The following is a 21868-nucleotide window of genomic DNA, read 5'->3' as shown; positions in this document are numbered from 1 at the left end:
CCAATCACTACACACCTATTACTAATCCTTTTCAATATTACCATTAAAATCACTATCTGCAAAGAGTATATTCTAGACTATATATTATTATCAACAAAAACCCGTAAAACTTATTCATTTTTCTGAAACAATTTTAACAAGCCTTATAAAAGTGCATTCACCACATGAGTTATTTTACCATTTTTAACATACACACGAGGTATTCTTGATGCTATCATACATGTGATTTCGTAATTAATGGTTTCTAACTGCTCTGCAATTTCATCAACCGAAATCTCTTGTCCATTATCCTTACCTATTAACGTTACTTCCGTATTAATGGGTGTATTTTCGGGAAGTTTGATCATGCATTGATCCATGCAAATCCTTCCAACTATAGGCGCTTTTTCTCCGTTTACAAGTACCTCTTGTCCTTGCAACTTGCGTATCCAGCCATCTGCATACCCAATAGGAAGCGTGCCTATCCACTCATTCCCAGCAGCGGTATACGTCGCCCCATAACTAACACTCTCGCCTTTTTTCAACTCTTTCACATTTACGATTCTTGTTTTTAAAGATAATGCCGGACGAAGAGGAAAAGGCAACAATTCTTTCATTTCAACAGAGGGAGTTAGCCCGTACATAGCAATCCCCATTCTTACCGCGTTAAATGTGGATTCTGGAAATCTTAATGAGGCCGCGCTATTCGAAGCATGAATCAACTGAGGTTTTGTTTTCAGCCAGGACAGCATTTCTTGAAAAACTCCAAGTTGTTTGTGGTAGTAGTTTTCATTTAGACTGTCTGCAGTAGAAAAATGTGTGTAAATCCCTTCGAAGACAAAACGCGAATCCTCAAGTAAACTTCCTTCAATGGCCTCTAGTTCCATCCTATTTCTAACTCCAAGGCGTCCCATTCCACTATCACATTTCACATGAACATATAGAACATCTTCACCTTGAAGATATGACTTCGCTTGCTGTATCCAATCATCTTGAAAAATAGTGAGCGTAATTCGTTCCTCAGACGCAATCTTTACACTTTCTGGTCTCGTCACCCCTAATACAAGAATGGGTGCTAGAATCCCTTTCTTCCTTAATGCCAAGGCTTCATCCAAGAAAGCAACAGCTAAATAATCAGCACCCGCGTAAAGGGCCGTCTTTGCAACATCAACATCACCATGGCCATACGCATTCGCCTTCACGACGGCAAATAGTTTTGTTTGCGATGATAGATGCTTCCTCAAATTTATAATGTTTTCATAAATATTATCTAAATTAACTTCTGCCCAAGTATCTCTGTAGAATTCCGTCATTGCCAACCGTAACCCTTCTCTCTAAAAAAACGTCCCCAATCCGTGACCTAATTAGTACCCACCAATCAAGGAATTAGCTATATACGTCAAAACCAAAGGTACAACATTATTCAAGCACGTTTTTTCTTTGTTTGTAAATAGTATAGTCAAAAAACGAAACCATGAAAAGTAGCCTTTTCTATTGTAAAAGAAAAATACTTTTACTACATTTATTCAAAAAACAAAAAAGGTCCCCAGCACAAAGGCATACGATACCTCGAGCTGAGAACCAACTTCATTATTTTTCTGAAGTCCCATCAACCGTTCTCGCAATATCCAGCAATTCTTCTTTCTTCATATCTTTCGAGGCAAGCGTATAGTTTACCCCATCATATGTCCAAGTAACACTGTTCGAAGTGGCAGCCCCTACTGTAAACCCAAGGTCAACTGGTTCACCATTCACAGCTGTTGCCACGAGTGAAGTTTCTACTACTTCTGCTTTTTCTTGAATCAGTGTAAAGCTCTTGTCACCTTCATACGTAAGAATAACTCGCCTCCCATTTTCTGTTTTGATTTCTTGTTCATCAGTCAGGCTTGCCCCTTTGGCCTCATTCGGATATTTAACAGCAAATGCTTCATCTTTCACTTCATTCATGACTGGTACTTCTAGTTTTGCACGCGTCATGTTCTTTTGCATGTCGAACGCATCTTTATCGAATGCAGCATCGAACTTCACTTTAGAGAATTCAACCGTTACAAGTGAATTATGATCCGCATCCATCACTTTCACACTGACAGGTGATAGATCCTTTTTGTTGATGGTGATTTCTTGATAAGGCAGCATTTTATTATTTTGATAACGTGTTTTTGTTTCAAACACGTAATGATCGTCCGTGAATGTGAACTTTGCACTTTTATCTTCAATAATATCCTTTACCAACGACTCATATAAATAGGCCTGACTGCTATTTTCTGGCCATTCACTTTGAAACTTAAAGCTTTTGTTCAACGCAGGCGTTAATACAAACACTCCATCATCGTTACGGAGAATCATTTGACTTTGTTCTTTTGCAGAATTCTTCAGGCTTACTCTGTAAAAATCCGGATTCTTGTGCCAAATCTCGACATCATAACTTTGAGGATCTGTACCCATTTGTAAAGTCATCTTGGCTTGGGCCTTGTATCCCTTCATTCCTTCAACCTTGTCATTTAACGAACTGACCACATCGCCTTGTGACTTTTGTCCGCAGGCAGAAAGAACAAGCAAAAGCATGATCCCTGCAAAAAGCGTTACGATCTTCTTCATCTTTTCAACCCCTTTTTGTCATTTGAACGTAAAAGGGAGAGGAAAAGGCAGGATCCAGTCATTGAGGTCTATGCATATCTCGGTAGTTGATGTATAATTTCTGGTTGTTTCAACATGTTTGCTTATCGCTAAACAGCTTTTATAATAAACTGATTCGAGAGTACCATTCCTGCAATGTACCTTTTACCGGGCCTTGTCTCCCTATAGCACTATGAATATATGAGACAACCCCGATGAATATGACCCGTCTGCTAAGAAAAGCGAAAGCACCTTGGCACTAAAACTCACTTTATACATCCATCTTAGCTACCTATCTTTCTTCGATGATCACTGTAGCTGCCGCATATTCTCGACTATGCGTAATGGATAGATGAATCCCTGCTGCGTATGGGCGAATAATTTCCGGCTTACCAAATTCATTTGGTTTTACTTCAATATCTAAGAATGACAGACTTCTCCCAATCCCTGTACCTTCCGCTTTAGAAAAGGCCTCTTTTGCCGCAAACCGTCCTGCAGCAAATTCAACTCTTCTACGCTCATTCAGACTAAAGAAAGTCTTCCGCTCCGCTTCTGTTAAAATTCTTTCAATAAATTTCGGTTGCCGTTCAAGTAGTTTTTGAATTCTTTGTAGTTCCACAATATCCATTCCGATTCCTTTAATCACTTCTAACTCTCCTTCTATCCTGAATTAAAATTCATATATTTCAAAAGAGGCAAACAGGATTTACCATTGATTTTGCCAATATATATTACTTCCAGTATCTATACCTCGTTCTCGACAAATCCATACCTTTCCGTTTTAATGGTATTACAAGACTCGAACAATTTAAGGACGGTGAACCATGTTTACACGAACAGAAAATTTCCGGCAATATCTTTCTTATTATCCACTTGTCTCCACCTTAATAACCTTTACTATTTTCCTGTTTTTCTTAGACTTATTACCCATACTGCCTGAAGGTATCTTGTTTGAAAAAGGTCAAGGTGTGAACCTGTATATCGCTTCTGGCGAATGGTGGCGCCTAGTTACACCCATTTTTTTACACAGCTCATTTTCTCACCTTTTGTTCAACTGCTTTGCACTTGCCATCTTCGGCCCTCCGCTCGAACGATTGCTGGGCAGTCTTAAATTTACGGTCTTTTTTCTCATCACAGGTATTTTAGCAAATATTATTACCTTTATCCTGCAGCCGCCTACCTATATCCATGTAGGAGCAAGTGGAGCAATTTTTGGTTTGCTCGGCTTTTATTTATATCTCGTTTTATTCAAAAAAACCCATTTGCCCAAACAAGAGGTAAAGACAATCTATACGTTAATCGGCGTGGGTGTGCTAATGACATTCATCCAGCCAAAAATAAACATTACTGGTCATCTCTCAGGACTTGCCGCTGGTTTACTCCTCGCATCTTTATTTATTCAAAATAGACGTAAACGTTAGTGTTTCTCCATTTAAAAAAGCAAAGGCCTAGCCTTCGCTTTTTTTGAATTCACTATATGAAAACCAATCATTCATGAATTCTGCATCTTTTTGTTCTAAGTCAACGACCTTCCCTTCCCTAGGGCCCGCTCCTGATTTCACGGTAGCAGCAATCGTGGATAATTGCTTTCTGCTTTGAAAATAGCTCACTCGTCGGTCAAATACTTGCAGGCGATTCTTTTGAAAAATATACGTTTGTTTAGATACAATTCTAGTTCGTAATTGCAATTGATTTCCACTAATATTCCAGCCTACTTCTCTGAATTTTAAATAAGCCCAGATAGCAGCAAGTGGAATAAGAACGAAAGATACTAAGCCCCAAGGCCAAAGAATCCATGATGTCGCCACAACAATGGGAATTATGATAAATAATTGTCTGAAGAAATAACGGACATAGGATCGTTTCGGTAGCCCCTTCAGTTCTGTCTGTAGCTCATATCCAGGTACGAACTGATTTATTTTTTCTTTTAGCTGTTCTTTTTTCACAAGCGGAAAAAGCAAAGTGTTTACTGTATCCTTATCTGATGCTGATCCGCCTGCATATTCAAGGTACACACTTGCATATCCGAGCGGTTGCCTAATTAGATTCTCAGCAATTCGAATCCCTTGAATTTTTTTCAGCGGAATCGTTAATTGTCTTTTTTCTAATAACCCGCGTGAAATAATTAATTCTTCTTCTACCTTTTTGACTGTGAAATAGGCATAAATTAAGACAATTCTTGCTGTAGCAACAAGATAGGCTAGTATGAAAAGTAAGAACACCGTAAGGATAATTAAGAGAATACCCGATTGAATGAACCGTTCTGCTTCAGCTGATATTTTTTTAAAAGGAATTAATTCATCGAATTGCGCAAGAAATGCTACCGCACCAGAAAGAACTACCCCAACCCCACCTGATGTAGCTGCCATTAAAAACAATTGAGGAAAAGTTTGTTTAAATACAACAGATGCTGAATCGATATCTGTCTCTTCCACTTTGGTTAATTCTTTCCCAGTAACTGCCTCATTCACACAATCACTTTCCAACTTCCTTTTCCCTGCTTTTTTCACTTCATTAAAAATGGAGATAATTTCGTTTGATTCTCGCTTTGTAATAGCAGTTAATTCTGCTTCAGGCTTCCCCCCATTTGATCCGGCTGTTTCTACCTTAAGCTGAGCGAGACCAAATATTCTTTGCAGGATTCCTTCTGAAACATCAATACTATGTATCCGTTCGAAGCGAATATATCTTTTTTTTCTTACAAACACACCTGATTCAATTCTAAGTTCACCATTTTCCACCCAATATGTAAGCCTAATCCAAGAAAGAACAGAAAAGACGATGAGAAAAAAGCAGATCACACTAAAAATAATCAACTGTATTCCTTTACCGCTACTGCCTCCCAAAAATAAGAGCACGACTAACGGGATAATCGCTTCCTTCAATGTTTGCAAGATACTAGACAAAACAGCAACTGGGTGAAGTCGTTTAGGTTCAAACATCGTCTTCCTCCACGCTGGCCATTTTTGATATATAAAAGCGCAACTCATCAGCTTCAGTAAGTTCCAGAGCTGGTATCTCATGAGTCGTTGCAGCAGTAGAGATTTCTACAGAAGCTAGTTGATATTTTCTGAGCAATGGTCCTTGGTTTGTCTCTACATGTTGGACTCTAATCATAGGCACCAATGTCCGTTTAATAATAAATAAACCGCTTTGGATTTCTATCTCTTTCTCCCTAACATCATATCGCCAACGCTTCCACTTCATGGACGGAAAAAGAAAGACCGATATGTATGTCACAGCTGTTGAGATTAGTCCAGTTGCCCCTATCGCCCAATAAGACCAATCAAAAAGAATAGTCACAACAAGTACTGCAATGGTTATGACCCAACAAATTGCTGCATTTATTACGCCGCTAATACGCCAAACTTTTAGTGCTTTACTTGAAATCCGGTTTCTAGGCTCCACTCAACCACTCCTATCTAGATACCCATAAAGTGAAACATCAATCAGTGGGGGATTACTGCCCGTTAATGCGGGGGAAAATCCTATATTCAGTATACTATACAAAATATTTCCAGAATATAAAAAAGAGAATATCCCATAAGGTTCTGACCACACATTTCACACAGTTTATCGTGTTTCATACACTAATTTGAGCTGTATATAGCTGTTGTGGGGGTCAGACCATTTTGTTAGGGACATCCTCATTTATTACATATTATTTATTTAGTTTTTCTCTTTTGTTATAGCTGTTATTGCTGTTATTGCTGTTATTGCTACGGTTGCTGCTTCCGCTAGGTTTACGGCTGTCTCTGCGTTTAGCACCGCTATAATCTTTTCTACCTGTTGAAGGTCCGCGACCATTACGCTGTCTGCCATTAGATCCAGACTTATTATATCCACCACGCTTCATTGGAGCTGGTGCTTCATCTGTCAATTTAATAGGAGTTGCATCCGGTTCTTTAGTTAGTGATTTTAACGCTGCTGCAACAAGATCAGCTGCACTGTATTTTTGAAGCATTTCTTCAGCTTGCCCTAGGTATAGAGACAAGTCTTCATTTTCTACAGTGTTCACAATTCTTTCTGTTACTGCTTTTTGTTGTCCTTCCAACGCTTCCGTTAAAGTTGGAGTTTTCATTTTCTCCATACGTTTTTTCGTTGTATGTTCAACAGCAGCCAATTGACCTCTTTCTCTCGGTGTCACAAATGTGATCGCCTCACCATGTTTCCCTGCACGACCAGTACGTCCAATACGGTGAACATAGCTTTCTGGATCTTGAGGAATATCAAAGTTATATACATGTGTTACGCCTGAAATATCAAGTCCACGCGCCGCTACGTCTGTTGCAACAAGTACATCTATGTTGCCCTCTTTAAACTTCTTAAGAACCGACAATCGTTTTGCTTGGCTTAAGTCCCCGTGAATTCCTTCAGCAGAATAGCCACGGACATTCAATGCAGAAGAAAGCTCATCAACACGGCGTTTTGTACGTCCGAATACGATAGCAAGTTCTGGAGTTTGTATATCTAATAAACGAGCTAATGTATCAAATTTTTCGTTCTCTCTTAGCTCAACATAATATTGATCAATAAGAGATACAGTCATTTCTTTTGCTTTAACACGTACAAGAGTTGGATCTTTCATGAAGCGTTCTGCAATTTTGCGAATAGGTTCTGGCATAGTAGCAGAAAACAGCAAAGTTTGTCTCTCACCTGGCACATTCGAAAGAATAGATTCGATATCCTCAATGAAGCCCATGTTCAACATTTCATCCGCTTCATCCAATACAACAGTGTGAACGTTGCCCAATTTAATATTTTTACGTTTAATATGATCTAATAAACGACCTGGTGTACCAACGATAATATGTGGTTTTTTCTTTAATGCACGAATTTGACGATCAATATCTTGTCCGCCGTATACTGCCATTACGCGAGTGCGTTTTCCGTATCCAAGCTTGAATAATTCTTCAGAAACTTGAATAGCAAGCTCACGTGTTGGTGCGATTACGATTCCTTGTACGTTATCATCTTGAAGATCAATATTCTCAATTAATGGAATACCAAATGCGGCTGTTTTACCTGTTCCAGTTTGAGCTTGACCAATAATATCTTTCCCTTCTAATGCCAAAGGAATGGTTTGTGCTTGAATCGGACTTGCTTCTTCAAACCCCATTCGTTCGATTGATTTCATAGAAGTTCTGTCTAAACCTAATTCACTAAATAATGTCAAAATATTCGTACTCCTTTATAATTCATATATTTGTCAACATCCAAAATGGCTTGTGACGTCTAAATTGGGTCATTTGACCACCATTCACCAACTACGAGCTGGTTCTTGTTTATTATTTATCGTTTAAGAAAAGTTTTCTCAATGATCACCTAAAATACTTGCGTTTTTTAAATCCGAACTCCATTATAATAAATAAAAAGTCCCGAACAAAAGTCAAACCTTGCGCAAATACTGATCTAGCGCTAGGTCCAGGAAATCTTTTTACAAAACATGTACCAAGAATGAAATTCAAAAATGGAAAGATCAAAGTAGCATACAAATTCGCATGTTTATTCAGGTGAGGGCTGCTGCATCTTTTTCCCTATGAGACAGGAGTCTACACAAAAGAAAAACTGTTTTGGACTTCAAGGATGAAATCCAAAGACAAAGCTGCAATTATGCCATAGTTTATGAGTAGCTATCATGTCATTATCCAAAATGATTGCATATCAAATCCTATAGAATAAAACAAAACTTGACTTAAGCCAAGCTTCCCATAAAAAAACAGGCCCTTATGCGTTTGGGGAATGCGGAGTGGAAAGGAACCACAAGGATCATATCTGGCAAGAGGGTTAGGAGATAAGCAGATTCTCCCATCTATCATGTCATGAGCTTATGGAGCCAGCTGTAGACAGCTGGACCTTCCTATTAGCAACTTAAGCTGCCAAGAGAGGCAACTTTTTATATTATTCAAGACGCGTGGCCTATTTAATCTGAAAGTACAAGATCTTCACCAAGTGAAGAATGAAATAACATTTGTTTCTTAAAGAAACGATAAACAATCTTTGGATTAGTTATAGTATATACCATCTTCATCTTCCAAAGACATTTAAACTCATAATGTATGTTACCATTTTCAGGTCGTTATTGCAATAAAGGAATCTAAAACTCAAACAAAATAAGCCGCTTGAAAGAGGTGTTTTTAAAGCATATCGACTAGTATTTCCCAAATTATTTATGTCTACATCGACGTTAAGACATCCCGCATAAGTATGACAAACTTGTAACATCTGGTAAGCTAAGTTCATTCGTCAAACGACATAACTCATGAAAAACTTATATTTTTTCATTTATAAAAAAAACGATGAGTTCCCCATAAACGAGAATTCATCGGCTTTTTACAGTGATCACTTTTGGAGAGCTTGAACAATTTCTTCAAGTTTCATCCCTCTTGAGGCTTTTACCAGGATTAAATCATTTAGAGAAGTACGTTGCTTTAAATCAGCAATTAACGCGGATTTATCATCATATGAAAACACTCGATCTGCAGGAAAAGATTGGCGAGCTCCTTCAGCTATAAAATGACCAAGTGGACCATATGTAAAGACTGTATCGATCTCGTCTGGCTGAATGATTTCACCAATATTTACATGATAATCTTTCTCTTGATTTCCAAGTTCCAACATGTCACCAAGGACTAGATATTTAGCTTGAAACCCTGAAAGACTTTCAATCAGTTCAATCGCTGCCTTCATTGAGGTTGGACTTGCATTATAGGCATCATTAATGATTTTTTCCCCTTTTGCTCCCTCAACCATTTCCATTCTCATGTTGGTTAATCGGACCGATTCAAACCCTTTTCTGATATTGGCATCATTTACACGCAACAGCTTAGCTACTAGCATAGCGGCTAAGGCATTTTGTACATTGTGGAACCCAAGAATCGGAATCATATATGGATCCCCTGAATCGCCATTTATTTCAAAAGAAGTACTATTATCATTTTGAGTTATCGAGATGGGGTAAAGGTCATTTTTGTTTTCTCTGCCAAAGGATACAACGTGAAGATTCGTTAAGTCGCGTTCAATTCGATCGCGTAATAACGGCTCATCTCCTTGGTAAATCAGCGTTCCGCCAGCTTTAAGACCTGAAACGATCTCTAGTTTAGCATTTGCAATTTCCTCTCTTGAACCGAGATCCAATAGATGAGACTCACCAACATTCGTAATAATTGCTAAATCTGGTTCTGCAAGTGTGGATAAAAATGCAATTTCACCACGGTTACTCATGCCCATTTCGAGAACGGCCACTTCTGTGTCCTCACCTATTCCTAGAATGGTTAACGGAAGTCCAAGATGGTTATTAAAGTTCCCACTTGTTTTATGAATACGGTAGGTTGTTTGCAGTAAAGCCGCTATCATATCTTTCGTGGTCGTTTTCCCGTTACTCCCTGTAACGCCAATTACTTTACAATTTAGTTGCTTTCGATACGCACTTGCTAGTTTCTGTAATGCTTTTTCTGTATTCTCTACAAGGATGACCGGAAGTCCAGCCGGCGGTTCCCCCGCATCCTGTTGCCACAATGAAGCAGCTGCTCCCTGCGAAATGGCCTTTTCTACATATTGATGTCCATCAACATGTTCTCCACTAAGGGGGATGAACAAGTTGTTAAACTCAATATTTCTAGAATCAATCGAAACTCCTGCCGCTATAATCGATTCAAAATCTGTAATGATATTTAATCCATCGACCATCTCGTGGATTTGCTTTAACGTTTTTTTTAACATCATGTTCCTCCTAGGATTTTAGAAAATTGCAGCTTATCCCCTTAACATCAAGCTATCTCAGTAAGGAAAACGACAGCCGTTCGGTTGTCGTTTCCATTTCTATTCGTCTAGGCTGCAAAGCATCCCATCAAAAGCTATATTTAATCTTCTGTTTTTCTTCATAACGTTCTTGTGCTAAATTCACTAATGTTTCGATTAATTGAGGATACTCCACTCCTGTATGTTTCCATAGTAAAGGAAACATACTAAATGGAGTAAAACCAGGCATCGTATTTACTTCATTGATGTACGCCTTTCCTTCTTTCGTTAAGAAGAAGTCAGCGCGAACTAATCCGGAACAATCAAGAGATTTGAAGGATGAAATAGCCATTTCACTCAAAGACTGATAGTCATCTTCAGAAATATCAGCCGGGATGACCATCGCGGTATCCCCATCTTCATATTTTGCTTTATAATCATAAAAATCTTTTTTCGCAATAATTTCTCCAGCTACCGAACACTTAGGTTGATCATTGCCTAGAACGCCAATTTCAATTTCACGTGCAACGATTCCTTCTTCAACAATGATTTTTCGGTCAAATAGGAATGCTTCCACAAACGCATTCGCAAGCTCTTCCCTATTAACACATTTGCTAATTCCAACACTTGATCCGAGGTTCGCTGGCTTAACAAAGCATGGATAGCCTAATTCCGCTTCGATTTTATCATAAGCACGGTCTTTATCCGTTTCCCACTCTGAGCGAATAAACCAAGTATATTTAACTTGTGGTAGTCCTGCTTGGGCAAAAATATTCTTCATAACAACTTTGTCCATACCAGCAGATGAAGCTAGAACTCCATTTCCTACATAGGGTAAATTTAATAATTCTAGCATCCCTTGGACTGTGCCATCTTCTCCATTCGGGCCATGGAGGAGAGGGAATATGACATCAAAGCCTTCATCTCCATCCTCTTTGGAATCTTGCCCTGTAGAACGCATTGCTAGAGGTGACATGGCAGCTTCAGCAGATAATCTAAGACTTTTCACGTCCTCAACCGTCCCGGTCAACTGAGGACCCTTTACCCAAGCCCCTTCTTTCGTTATGTATATCGGATATATATCAAATTTCTCTAAATCTAATGCTTTAATGACCGCTAAAGCTGTCTGCAGTGAAACATCATGTTCAGCTGACTTCCCGCCATAAAGCAGTCCAAGTTTTGTTTTCATTTTCATTAAACCTCCATTACTCATTTCACCTTATTATTGTAACACCATAATCTCCAGTTAAAAACGAAAAAGAAGCACAGTTTTATAACTTACCTAAACATACCAATAAATCCACCACACACTCCTTACATCTTATGTGGCAAAAGCACGGACTACACCATGAATTATCATCATTTACTTGAATAGCTAATACCGCAGATGAGATTGACTATAAGTTAAGTCATTCTCACTTAGGGCAGTTTAGTTCAGATTAACGCTCCACTCTTTAGTTTTTCGATGTAAAACAATCAACGCTTTTGGCCGCTGATCCTTCAATTCATTAAATCCGTCTATCATATCATCCATATTTACATAATCACCAACGATCCAACCAGGAATTTCTATCTTGTTCCTCGAATGCTGAATATCCTGAAGGGAAAAGACGATGCCCTCAGCCGTTAACGGGAGAAGCCTTTGAAGCACTTCAAAAGGAACTTCTGGGTACTCCCTTTTTTTCTTTAATCCAAACCAATTTCTTTCGACACGTAATGTCTCCAGTTTCAGCATAAGTACATTCCCAAATATTTGAGTTAATGCATCTTGGTTTCGAAAATAAATCTTATTGAACCACCCGTCATCGTGCGCAAGGTAAACAAATTGGTTATTCAGCTTTCCAAAAAAAGGCGGACGCAAATGAGTTTTACAATGACCAACATACAAAAGTTCCGCAATTTCTTGACCATTCAATTCATCAAGTCCTGCTTCTTCTTCAAAATCAATCCAGCAAAAATCACCATACCCATATACATTATCTTTCAGGAGTTTTTCAACATAGTCATTCGGAACAAATTCCAATAAGGTATTCATGTTAAACTCTCCATCATCGTATCCATGCTTCAACAATAAAAGATTAGGTAAAGGTCCTTCATACGAATAAACAAATTCCCGAAACGTTACGCCGGAGAAAACCGCAAATCGTTCAGATGCCTGCAAATGTATATATAGGATGTCTCTTATCTCATTTTTCATAATATCAATACCCTCCGCAACAGTTATTGCTGATAAAGTGAAAATTCAAACAATAGGGGTTCCTTATCTCCCACTTCCTCCTCGTGGATTCCCTCAAGCCTTGAAGCGGGAGTCATACAGCCCGTTAATGCAGGATAAAACTGGAGAAATTATCATCCATCATCACTATAATCATTTTACCAAATCATTTGAAATAATGTGACAAAACATCCAAGTTATTCATAATTCATCATTCAATACGGGGCTCCTTGTGCTGCACATACATTCCTCCTCATAATCAACATTGTTACACTTCACAGATATCGTCTTTTGATTTATTCACAAAAGTTATCAATAATAGAATAGGAGATAGATACTAAAAAAGTTAGGAGACTTTTATGACTACCATTTATTTAGCTCGTCATGGACAAACCGAATGGAATGTTACAGGAAAAATGCAAGGCTGGGGAAATGGAGAATTAACTGAATCTGGTATCCGTGATGCACATTCACTAGGTAATCGACTTCAGGATATCTCAATTGATGTGATCTATTCAAGTACAAGCAAACGTGCCTACCAGACTGCTGAGTTAATCGCTGCTGAACGTACAGCCCCAATTATTAAAGATGATCGATTACGAGAAATGTCCTTTGGTGATTGGGAAGGGCGCCTTAGAGAAGAAATTGAGATAGAATTTGCTACTGAGTACAAAGCCTTTTGGGAAACACCGCATTTATATGAACGAAACAGTGGAGAACTATTCGCAGATGTAGCGAAACGTGCTGAAGAGATTTATAAGCATATCATTGCTAAACATCCATCAGGAACCATTTTGATCGTTTCTCATTCAATTTTCCTAAAAATACTTACAGCTTATTTAAGGAATTTATCTCTTGATAAGCTTTTTACCCAAACCTATCTTGGAAATGCCAGTTTAACGAAAATTCATGTTACTGAAGGGATTCCTGAATTTATTTTCGAAGGCGATCGTTCTCATTGTGAAGAGTGAATAAAAGAATAGATTCGCTCACATAAAAAGACAGCTATTAGATTACTCTTTTAGCTGTCTTTTTCATCAAATGTTATGATACTTTTTCGGGTTTAAAATTACCTTCCCATTTAGAGATAACAATAGCTGCAAGAGAGTTCCCAATAACGTTTACTACTGTACGGCCCATATCAAGAATACGGTCGATCCCAGCTATAAACGCCAACCCTTCGATAGGAATTCCAACAGTACCTAATGTGGCTAATAGAACAACGAAAGAGACTCCCGGAACCCCAGCAATACCTTTAGATGTGACCATCAATACAAGCATTAATGATAGTTGATCGGCAATGCTCATATCAATGCCGTACATTTGAGCAATGAAAATAGCAGCTAATGCTTGATATAGTGTAGAGCCATCAAGGTTAAAGGAGTAACCCGTCGGTATAACAAAAGAAGCAATATGCTTAGGACATCCTGCCTTTTCCACCTTTTCCATAATTTTTGGAAGAACAGCTTCTGAACTTGCTGTCGAAAAAGCTAATATAAGCTCTTCCTTGATGAGTTTTATTAATTTAAAAAGACTATAGCCTACTAATTTAGCGATTATTCCCAAGACCACAATCACAAAGAAAATCATCGTTCCATATACTGAAATCACTAACTTTCCTAGCGGGATAAGAGAAGCCAATCCAAACTTAGCAACAGTGACACCAATCAAGGCAAACACTCCAAAAGGAGCAAACTTCATAATTTGGTTCGTAACATAAAACATTGCATCTGCTGTTCCTTGAAAGAATGCCAATACCGGCTTCCCTCTTTCTCCGATCGCATTGATCCCAAGACCAAATGCAAGAGAAAAGAAGATAATGGCCAGCATATCACCTTGAGCAACGGCTGCGATGGGATTCGTTGGTACAATGTTAACAATCGTATCGACCAATGATTCGCTTTTCTTCGCCTCTGCTGTATCGACATACGTGCCGATATCCGTTTGATTAAGGTCACCCATATTAACCCCAGCACCTGGCTGAAGTACATTTGCAGCAATGATTCCGACTATAATCGCAAGTGTCGTAACGATTTCAAAGTATAAAATCGTCTTACCGCCAATTTTCCCTAGCTGTTTGATATCACCAACACCTGCAACAGCGACAATAACACTGGCTACAATAATCGGCACAACAATCATTTTAATTAAACGAAGAAATATATCGCCAATCGGTTGTAAATAAGACGCAATCGTTGGGCTGCCATAAAAGATCGCCCCCACGATAATCCCTAGGACTAGACCAATTAATATTTGGCCAGCTAAGCTTATTTTTTTCATCTAACATCCTCACCTTCTATAAATTCTTTGCTGAAAAGCAAGTGTCTCGGTAAGGGAAACAAGATAGACGGTTCCACGCAATAAAAAAAGACACTACTGGTGTCTTTGTACGTGAACAAATTACATTTTGTTCCCTCTAAGACGCTGACGAGGTTAGCTGTCGGGTTAGGACTTGGAAACACATGCCCCTTCATAAGAATTCACCCCAAGCGGTACAGGACCACAGAATTGGTTCCCCCGTTCCATTAAGATTAAGCGGAATAACATTATAATAAAATACTATATTAAAAACATTAAACTGTAAATGTATTTTTCATACTACGGGTAGGAAATTCACTCCAGAAAAGTCTAGCATACGCTTTATAAACTTATTTTTACCCACAAAAAAGAACGCTATTCATTATTCACATGGGATCACATTTCCACGGGAATGATAAATAGCATGAACTTTAGTCCAATTATTTTTCCAACAATCCAATTAAAAAGAAACGAAGTTTTTGACGCTTAGATAGCTCATTAAATGCGGAATTTCTCACTTTTTCAGTTTGAAGAGGAGTGATAAATGTAGGCTTGTTATAAGGAATGCTTTTCGAGTCCCTTAAAATGATATTCCCTAATTCAAGTCCATCTTTCACTTCCTGAATTCCAGCAAATTCAAGACCCGTTGTGATCACTTGCTTTGTTATAGTACCGTTTCCATTCAACCTGTAAACAGAAGGTTTTTTTTCTAATTGAATCGCTGTTTTTGGCAAAGAAAGTACACCCTTCGCTTCAGCAGTCACCACAGACAATCTCACTTTAGATCCAATCATTATAGATTCGGGTTCTTCTTGCATAGTCGCTTGAAAAGCATATTTACTCGGAGATCCAACAGTTGGCTCTGTTTCTGGAAACGGCTGAATTGCGGATATTGTTCCATTAATTTTCTTTTTTTCATTCGGATGTTTCGCAATAATTTTCATGCCAGGTTCTGCTTTTCTTGCCTGTTGTTCATTAAGAGAGCCTTCAATCGCTAGCGTATTTGAAGCAATTGTTACAATTGGAGACTCTAGTTGTTTATTTACATACTTCACAATACCTTCCGTTTCACTTGCCGTCATTGCCGTATCGCCATGTTCATCCAGATAATTTAATTGGCTTTCATAAGCCCGTATTTTCTCTTCAAGCTTCTTTTTCTCTAATTCCTGCTTATAGATTTCTTGTCGAATCGAACTTATGATCATCGCAGAAGAATCAGAATCATTTAAAAGGAATCCGGCCTCTTTTGCTGCTTCTCTTTCTTTAGCAGTTGGAGCATCTGGAATGGTATCCTGATAACTGGATAACTCATCGATATATTCCTCAACCCCCGCTATTTCTCCCTCGTAACGACTCTTCTCCGTTTCAAGCTCATCCTTTACCTGATCTAGTTTAGGTGTGATGTATTCAAATAAAGGCGCACCTGTCGTTACCACATCTCCCTCTTTTACAAGGAACTTTTGAAATTCTTTATCTTGATCATTGAAATAATAGTTGTACTCTTCCAATGGCTTAATCACCGCATCTGTTTCAAATCTTTCTATGATATTTGCTTTCTTAACCTTGGTCCACTCCCCAGCTGATAAAGTCCGAGCTACCTTACTATCCTTTTTCTCAATTAAAAAAAGATTTAAAGCAATGATACCCATTGCAAGCACGGCTAGTGTACCTATTTTCCATTTTTTCATATAGCCATACCTCCTTATAAAAACACACGAACATCGATATAAGCCAAAAATGCGGCCACAAACCAAGATGCCAGGTAAAACACGCAAATTATAATGAGCGGGATGTATTTATTTTTCTCAGTAAGCTCTCGTAAATAGAAATAAATGATACCTATAATCGACACCTGAAATAAACTAATTTCTCCAAAAAAATAAATAAAGTATTCATTAGAGATGATTGATTGACTAATCACTCCTAATGAAAATGGATTAGCGCTTTGGTTTATATCCATCTGCAAAAGAAATGGTACGTATACTGCCTTTTCTAGCAAGTGCAAACCAAAAGCAATCATTTGAACAACTGCAACTTTCTTGAATGGGATATCTAAAACGGCCCAAAAGACAACAGCAGCCAACACAACATAAAAGGTTGGGTACAGAAGCCCCGCCACCAATTTTCCAGCTATAACAAGTAGTTTCCCTGCTTCATATTCACTTTCTCCAAGCTTGGTTATTTCCTTTGACATAGATTCTGACCCTATTCCAAAATAGGCCCCCAAAAGAAAGATAATCGCACTGCATAGATACAGCAACAGCAGCTTAGTACCGAATCGGGTTATTCCTTCAGCCTGTTCTAATTGGTATCTGTTTGTTCTCGGCTGAAACAGGCCCTTTAATATTTGAACTTGATAAGTCATATTCGCTCCCCCGTGCAAAAATAAAATGTATGTATCCCCTATTCTATCTCACTATGGAAGATATTGAGGAATAATGACATAAAGTGATGATAAAATAGGTGAATATACCTAATTGTAATACGCACATCTTCCCAAAATCCATCATCCACTGATAATAGATGTCAAAGAATTCTTCTACCCACATACAGATTAAAATGAGCAGAGATACTTCCATCCAAACACTGAATAGCAAAAAACAGCGCTCTAAAACAGGTCACCATTATCAACCGTTCTGCTTCTCATTGATAAAGTCATTTACCTGATTTTTTAATATAGCAATATCCAAATCAATTTCCCCAAAACTCTCTACTAATAATGTCAGACTTTCTAACAGAATAAAGTTCGGTTTATCTTCATTCATTTTTTCAATTTCAAACAATGGATTTAAACGCTTATAATTCCGAGCGTCTGTCTCCCTTCCATGATACTAAATTGCACTAGACATCAAAACCCATAAAAAAACTTATGCTTTCTTATTATGACCACTCAGTTATTTTAGGAATTATTATTCTATATTCTAAAAAACACTTCAATTCACAATAGATTCAAAAATTATTTTTGTTGACTTCCCCTAAATTCCCCTTTTTTAATATATGACCGATCAGGCAGGTGGCCGCCTTGAATCAATCAATAAACGATTGACACTCTCATTCCACTAGCAAGGTAGTGCCAAATTAGTCTCTCAACGTATAAGCATATCGGTGGATTAATCGGTTCCACATTACTAATGTCGTCGTAGTGTCCGTCGTATGCGGATTCTCGGCCAAGTTCAGATGAAAAAATCTAATTTCTGAGATTGATTTATTATACTAAAAAAACCAAAAAGACGGATATTTCATTGTCCCGTTCTCGGGAGCTTTTTTGTATTGTTTTTCAATAGGATTCGAGCTATCGTTTGATAGCTCGTAACACGTACAATAAATTACCTTTTAGACCGACTCAGCACCCGGCTATTTTGTATCGCTAAGATTATTTCTCTTTCAATATAGTGAAGAACATGGCATATCAGGATCATATGAGTAGGAAAAGAGGTTCCAGACGTATTCGAAAGCACTATAGAATAGCCAGTCTTATGTAATGCGTTAACAAAATACTTTATTGGCAATGTTGCAAAAAATTCATCGATGGCTATCTCATCATCTAGAATTCCAGATTTTCCATATATCAGGATCAGTTACAAGTCCTTTTTAAAATAAACCAACAGCAAAAGGTCATTCTATAACCAATCTTCTCCCGATCTAATCTTTGGGCAATGTGCTTTGTTGAATGATTAGGAAAATCTAAAGAGCGTTCTTATCCAGTTAATAATTCCTCATAGCTTTTTTAAGAAAAGGCCTGATCAATCGCCTGTCCGAAATCTACTTCCTTATTCTTCACATATCGTTTTGTCATATTTAAATCCTTGTGACCCGCCAACCTGGAAACTGTCTGTAACTCCACCCCGTTATCTATCAGTTGCTGACAGAAAGTATGTCGGAGCTTGTGTGGATTAACATGATACTTTTTTAACATATATTGCACAGATCGTGGAGTGATTCGCTGCCCATAGCTGGATAAAAAAAGTGGTCCTCTGAGATCTTCATTTGCTCCTAAAAAATAATCTATATGCTGAATTGCTTCTTGAGACAACGGTACAACTCTATCCACTTCATTCTTTGAATTACGGACGACTATCGCTTTCTTTTCATCCTTCTCTACAAGATCACTATCATTTAGATCACATAACTCAGAAACTCGGACGCCGGTATGAAGCATGATATACACCATTGCAGTGTTCCTCAAATTCCCATCTGCCTCCACATCTTTTAATAAGGTCTTTTGTTCCTGCAATGTCAACACTTCAGGAATATCATTCTTTTGCTCATTAATTTTCCGGTCTATATTTATCATCAAAGAGGACTGACCAAGATATTTACAATAAACTTTCAAGGCCATGTAATGTTTCTCTATTGTCCCAGCGCTTCGTTGGTTATTTTCTAAATGGTCTAGATAAGCCTGAATGCTCTCTGCATTCAGATGCCCTTCAAAATCCTTTTCCGCCCACTCAAAAAACTGAGTTAGTACACCCGAATAAGTCTTGATTGTATTTTCCGATTTCTTTTGTTTTTTCAACCACTCGGTAAAGGAGTGAAATGTCGTTTCTTGGTCAAATGCTTCATTATGACGTTCCAACGTAAATTCCTCCAGTGAAAATTCAGAAGTTTAACTAATTTTAACACAACTTTACTTTTAATACGAAATCAGTCCACCGCCAAATGTCTTCTTTCTCCCCAAATGAATGATAATCTCTATAATACTTTCTCTCTATTATTGATTTGGTTTCATTTCCAAAATCCAAAAAAAGACCAGCTATAAATAGCTGATCTCTCGAATTGCTTGGCAACGTCCTACTCTCACAGGGGGAGACCCCCCAACTACCATCGGCGCTAAAGAGCTTAACTTCCGTGTTCGGAATGGGAACGGGTGTGACCTCTTTGCTATCGCCACCAAACAATAAAGGAATATCATTCCTTCAAAACTAGATAATAAGAAGGTTTTTTGCTTTTTTCAAGAACAATAAGGTTAAGTCCTCGATCGATTAGTATCAGTCAGCTCCACATGTCGCCACGCTTCCACCTCTGACCTATCAACCTGATCATCTTTCAGGGATCTTACTAGCTTACGCTATGGGAAATCTCATCTTGAGGGGGGCTTCATGCTTAGATGCTTTCAGCATTTATCCCGTCCGCACGTAGCTACCCAGCGATGCTCTTGGCAGAACAACTGGTACACCAGCGGTGCGTCCATCCCGGTCCTCTCGTACTAAGGACAGCTCCTCTCAAATTTCCTGCGCCCACGACGGATAGGGACCGAACTGTCTCACGACGTTCTGAACCCAGCTCGCGTACCGCTTTAATGGGCGAACAGCCCAACCCTTGGGACCGACTACAGCCCCAGGATGCGATGAGCCGACATCGAGGTGCCAAACCTCCCCGTCGATGTGGACTCTTGGGGGAGATAAGCCTGTTATCCCCGGGGTAGCTTTTATCCGTTGAGCGATGGCCCTTCCATGCGGAACCACCGGATCACTAAGCCCGACTTTCGTCCCTGCTCGACTTGTAGGTCTCGCAGTCAAGCTCCCTTGTGCCTTTACACTCTACGAATGATTTCCAACCATTCTGAGGGAACCTTTGGGCGCCTCCGTTACATTTTAGGAGGCGACCGCCCCAGTCAAACTGCCCGCCTGACACTGTCTCCCGCCCCGATAAGGGGCGCGGGTTAGAATTTCAATACAGCCAGGGTAGTATCCCACCGACGCCTCGACCGAAGCTAGCGCTCCGGCTTCACAGGCTCCTACCTATCCTGTACAAGCTGTACCAAAATTCAATATCAGGCTGCAGTAAAGCTCCACGGGGTCTTTCCGTCCTGTCGCGGGTAACCTGCATCTTCACAGGTACTATAATTTCACCGAGTCTCTCGTTGAGACAGTGCCCAGATCGTTACGCCTTTCGTGCGGGTCGGAACTTACCCGACAAGGAATTTCGCTACCTTAGGACCGTTATAGTTACGGCCGCCGTTTACTGGGGCTTCAATTCAAAGCTTCGCCTTGCGGCTAACCTCTCCTCTTAACCTTCCAGCACCGGGCAGGCGTCAGCCCCTATACTTCGCCTTGCGGCTTCGCAGAGACCTGTGTTTTTGCTAAACAGTCGCCTGGGCCTATTCACTGCGGCTTTTCCGGGCTATTCACCCTAAAAAGCACCCCTTCTCCCGAAGTTACGGGGTCATTTTGCCGAGTTCCTTAACGAGAGTTCTCTCGCACACCTTAGGATTCTCTCCTCGCCTACCTGTGTCGGTTTGCGGTACGGGCACCCTACATCTCACTAGAGGCTTTTCTTGGCAGCGTGGAATCAGGAACTTCGGTACTATATTTCCCTCGCCATCACAGCTCCGCCTTGATGGAAACGGGATTTTCCTCGTTTCCGGCCTAACTGCTTGGACGCGCATATCCAACAGCGCGCTTACCCTATCCTTCTGCGTCCCCCCATCGCTCAAACGATGTATAGGTGGTACAGGAATATCAACCTGTTGTCCATCGCCTACGCTTTTCAGCCTCGGCTTAGGTCCCGACTAACCCTGAGCGGACGAGCCTTCCTCAGGAAACCTTAGGCATTCGGTGGAAGGGATTCTCACCCTTCTTTCGCTACTCATACCGGCATTCTCACTTCTAAGCGCTCCACCAGTCCTTCCGGTCTAGCTTCAACGCCCTTAGAACGCTCTCCTACCACGGATACCATACGGTATCCATCCACAGCTTCGGTGTTACGTTTAGCCCCGGTACATTTTCGGCGCAGAGTCACTCGACCAGTGAGCTATTACGCACTCTTTAAATGATGGCTGCTTCTGAGCCAACATCCTGGTTGTCTAAGCAACTCCACATCCTTTTCCACTTAACGTAAACTTGGGGACCTTAGCTGGTGGTCTGGGCTGTTTCCCTCTTGACTACGGATCTTATCACTCGCAGTCTGACTCCCGAGAATAAGTATTTGGCATTCGGAGTTTGACTGAATTCGGTAACCCGTTGGGGGCCCCTAGTCCAATCAGTGCTCTACCTCCAATACTCTCATCTCGAGGCTAGC

Annotated in this window: 15 protein-coding genes, 1 rRNA gene, 1 riboswitch and 3 other annotated features; of the genes, 2 read left to right on the top strand and 14 right to left on the bottom strand. The window is 39.6% G+C overall.

Annotated elements, in window-relative coordinates:
- Positions 1–143 precede the first annotated feature (143 nt).
- From alr to acpS, 3 genes are all read right to left on the bottom strand, one after another.
- Positions 144–1292, bottom strand: a complete 1149-nt coding sequence (gene alr, locus AC625_RS01270; RefSeq protein WP_049683526.1) for an alanine racemase — start codon at positions 1290–1292, stop codon at positions 144–146.
- 277 nt (positions 1293–1569) lie between these two features.
- Positions 1570–2577: a LolA family protein gene (locus AC625_RS01265; RefSeq protein WP_049679647.1), complete on the bottom strand. Its 1008-nt coding sequence runs from the start codon at positions 2575–2577 to the stop codon at positions 1570–1572.
- Positions 2578–2887: 310 nt separating this feature from the next.
- Positions 2888–3241, bottom strand: a complete 354-nt coding sequence (acpS, locus tag AC625_RS01260; protein WP_049679646.1) for a holo-ACP synthase — start codon at positions 3239–3241, stop codon at positions 2888–2890.
- 178 nt (positions 3242–3419) lie between these two features.
- Here acpS and AC625_RS01255 point away from each other — a divergent pair, with 178 nt between their 5' ends.
- Positions 3420–4016: a rhomboid family intramembrane serine protease gene (locus tag AC625_RS01255; RefSeq protein WP_049679645.1), complete on the top strand. Its 597-nt coding sequence runs from the start codon at positions 3420–3422 to the stop codon at positions 4014–4016.
- 27 nt (positions 4017–4043) lie between these two features.
- Here the strand turns inward: AC625_RS01255 and AC625_RS01250 are convergent, their stop codons facing one another.
- The 6 genes from AC625_RS01250 to AC625_RS01225 form a co-directional block, all read right to left on the bottom strand.
- On the bottom strand, positions 4044–5537 hold the full coding sequence (locus AC625_RS01250) for a PH domain-containing protein (RefSeq protein ID WP_049679644.1): 1494 nt from the start codon (positions 5535–5537) through the stop codon (positions 4044–4046).
- Positions 5530–6003, bottom strand: coding sequence for a PH domain-containing protein (locus tag AC625_RS01245; protein ID WP_049679643.1), 474 nt, complete (start codon positions 6001–6003; stop codon positions 5530–5532). The genes AC625_RS01250 and AC625_RS01245 overlap by 8 nt, the downstream gene beginning before the upstream one ends.
- Positions 6004–6256: 253 nt before the next feature.
- Positions 6257–7771 carry a degradosome RNA helicase CshA gene (cshA, locus tag AC625_RS01240; protein ID WP_049679642.1) on the bottom strand — a complete coding sequence of 505 codons (1515 nt, stop codon included), beginning with the start codon at positions 7769–7771 and terminating at the stop codon, positions 6257–6259.
- A 1166-nt stretch (positions 7772–8937) separates the two neighbouring features.
- The gene (locus tag AC625_RS01235; protein ID WP_049679641.1) at positions 8938–10317 is read right to left on the bottom strand and encodes a UDP-N-acetylmuramoyl-tripeptide--D-alanyl-D-alanine ligase; all 1380 of its coding nucleotides are present in this window, start codon (positions 10315–10317) and stop codon (positions 8938–8940) included.
- 127 nt (positions 10318–10444) lie between these two features.
- The gene (locus tag AC625_RS01230) at positions 10445–11524 is read right to left on the bottom strand and encodes a D-alanine--D-alanine ligase (protein ID WP_049683525.1); all 1080 of its coding nucleotides are present in this window, start codon (positions 11522–11524) and stop codon (positions 10445–10447) included.
- Positions 11525–11764: 240 nt separating this feature from the next.
- The gene (locus AC625_RS01225) at positions 11765–12532 is read right to left on the bottom strand and encodes a hypothetical protein (protein ID WP_049679640.1); all 768 of its coding nucleotides are present in this window, start codon (positions 12530–12532) and stop codon (positions 11765–11767) included.
- Positions 12533–12909: 377 nt separating this feature from the next.
- Here AC625_RS01225 and AC625_RS01220 point away from each other — a divergent pair, with 377 nt between their 5' ends.
- Positions 12910–13521 carry a histidine phosphatase family protein gene (locus tag AC625_RS01220; protein ID WP_049679639.1) on the top strand — a complete coding sequence of 204 codons (612 nt, stop codon included), beginning with the start codon at positions 12910–12912 and terminating at the stop codon, positions 13519–13521.
- A 73-nt stretch (positions 13522–13594) separates the two neighbouring features.
- Here the strand turns inward: AC625_RS01220 and AC625_RS01215 are convergent, their stop codons facing one another.
- From AC625_RS01215 to rrf, 5 genes are all read right to left on the bottom strand, one after another.
- On the bottom strand, positions 13595–14830 hold the full coding sequence (locus tag AC625_RS01215; protein WP_049679638.1) for a cation:dicarboxylate symporter family transporter: 1236 nt from the start codon (positions 14828–14830) through the stop codon (positions 13595–13597).
- 127 nt (positions 14831–14957) lie between these two features.
- A riboswitch (cyclic di-AMP (ydaO/yuaA leader) is annotated at positions 14958–15098 on the bottom strand.
- Positions 15099–15288: 190 nt separating this feature from the next.
- Positions 15289–16536, bottom strand: a complete 1248-nt coding sequence (locus AC625_RS01205; protein WP_049679636.1) for an efflux RND transporter periplasmic adaptor subunit — start codon at positions 16534–16536, stop codon at positions 15289–15291.
- A gap of 14 nt (positions 16537–16550) precedes the next feature.
- A complete protein-coding gene (locus AC625_RS01200; protein ID WP_049679635.1) occupies positions 16551–17213 on the bottom strand; it encodes a hypothetical protein in 663 nt (220 codons plus the stop codon).
- 1362 nt (positions 17214–18575) lie between these two features.
- Positions 18576–19424, bottom strand: coding sequence for a tyrosine-type recombinase/integrase (locus AC625_RS01195; RefSeq protein WP_049679634.1), 849 nt, complete (start codon positions 19422–19424; stop codon positions 18576–18578).
- Between the two features lie 202 nt (positions 19425–19626).
- Positions 19627–19743 (bottom strand): 5S ribosomal RNA (gene rrf, locus AC625_RS01190).
- A 79-nt stretch (positions 19744–19822) separates the two neighbouring features.
- Positions 19823–20691: a sequence feature (23S ribosomal RNA rRNA prediction is too short), on the bottom strand.
- Between the two features lies 1 nt (position 20692).
- Positions 20693–21440 (bottom strand) — a sequence feature (23S ribosomal RNA rRNA prediction is too short).
- Between the two features lie 11 nt (positions 21441–21451).
- Positions 21452–21868 (bottom strand) — a sequence feature (23S ribosomal RNA rRNA prediction is too short).

Source organism: Peribacillus loiseleuriae (assembly GCF_001183985.1).
GTDB classification, from domain to species: domain Bacteria; phylum Bacillota; class Bacilli; order Bacillales; family DSM-1321; genus Peribacillus; species Peribacillus loiseleuriae.
The sequence above is the reverse complement of the archived record's forward strand: the minus strand, read 5'-3'. Positions and strand labels throughout refer to the sequence as shown.

Coding starts and splice junctions, on each gene's coding strand:
- AC625_RS01265 (WP_049679647.1), bottom strand. CDS start 2,577: ATGAAGAAGATCGTAACGCTTTTTGCAGGGATCATGCTTTTGCTTGTT.
- AC625_RS01205 (WP_049679636.1), bottom strand. CDS start 16,536: ATGAAAAAATGGAAAATAGGTACACTAGCCGTGCTTGCAATGGGTATC.
- AC625_RS01230 (WP_049683525.1), bottom strand. CDS start 11,524: ATGAAAACAAAACTTGGACTGCTTTATGGCGGGAAGTCAGCTGAACAT.
- AC625_RS01225 (WP_049679640.1), bottom strand. CDS start 12,532: ATGAAAAATGAGATAAGAGACATCCTATATATACATTTGCAGGCATCT.
- AC625_RS01235 (WP_049679641.1), bottom strand. CDS start 10,317: ATGTTAAAAAAAACGTTAAAGCAAATCCACGAGATGGTCGATGGATTA.
- AC625_RS01215 (WP_049679638.1), bottom strand. CDS start 14,830: ATGAAAAAAATAAGCTTAGCTGGCCAAATATTAATTGGTCTAGTCCTA.
- AC625_RS01255 (WP_049679645.1), top strand. CDS start 3,420: ATGTTTACACGAACAGAAAATTTCCGGCAATATCTTTCTTATTATCCA.
- AC625_RS01200 (WP_049679635.1), bottom strand. CDS start 17,213: ATGACTTATCAAGTTCAAATATTAAAGGGCCTGTTTCAGCCGAGAACA.
- alr (WP_049683526.1), bottom strand. CDS start 1,292: ATGACGGAATTCTACAGAGATACTTGGGCAGAAGTTAATTTAGATAAT.
- AC625_RS01250 (WP_049679644.1), bottom strand. CDS start 5,537: ATGTTTGAACCTAAACGACTTCACCCAGTTGCTGTTTTGTCTAGTATC.
- AC625_RS01220 (WP_049679639.1), top strand. CDS start 12,910: ATGACTACCATTTATTTAGCTCGTCATGGACAAACCGAATGGAATGTT.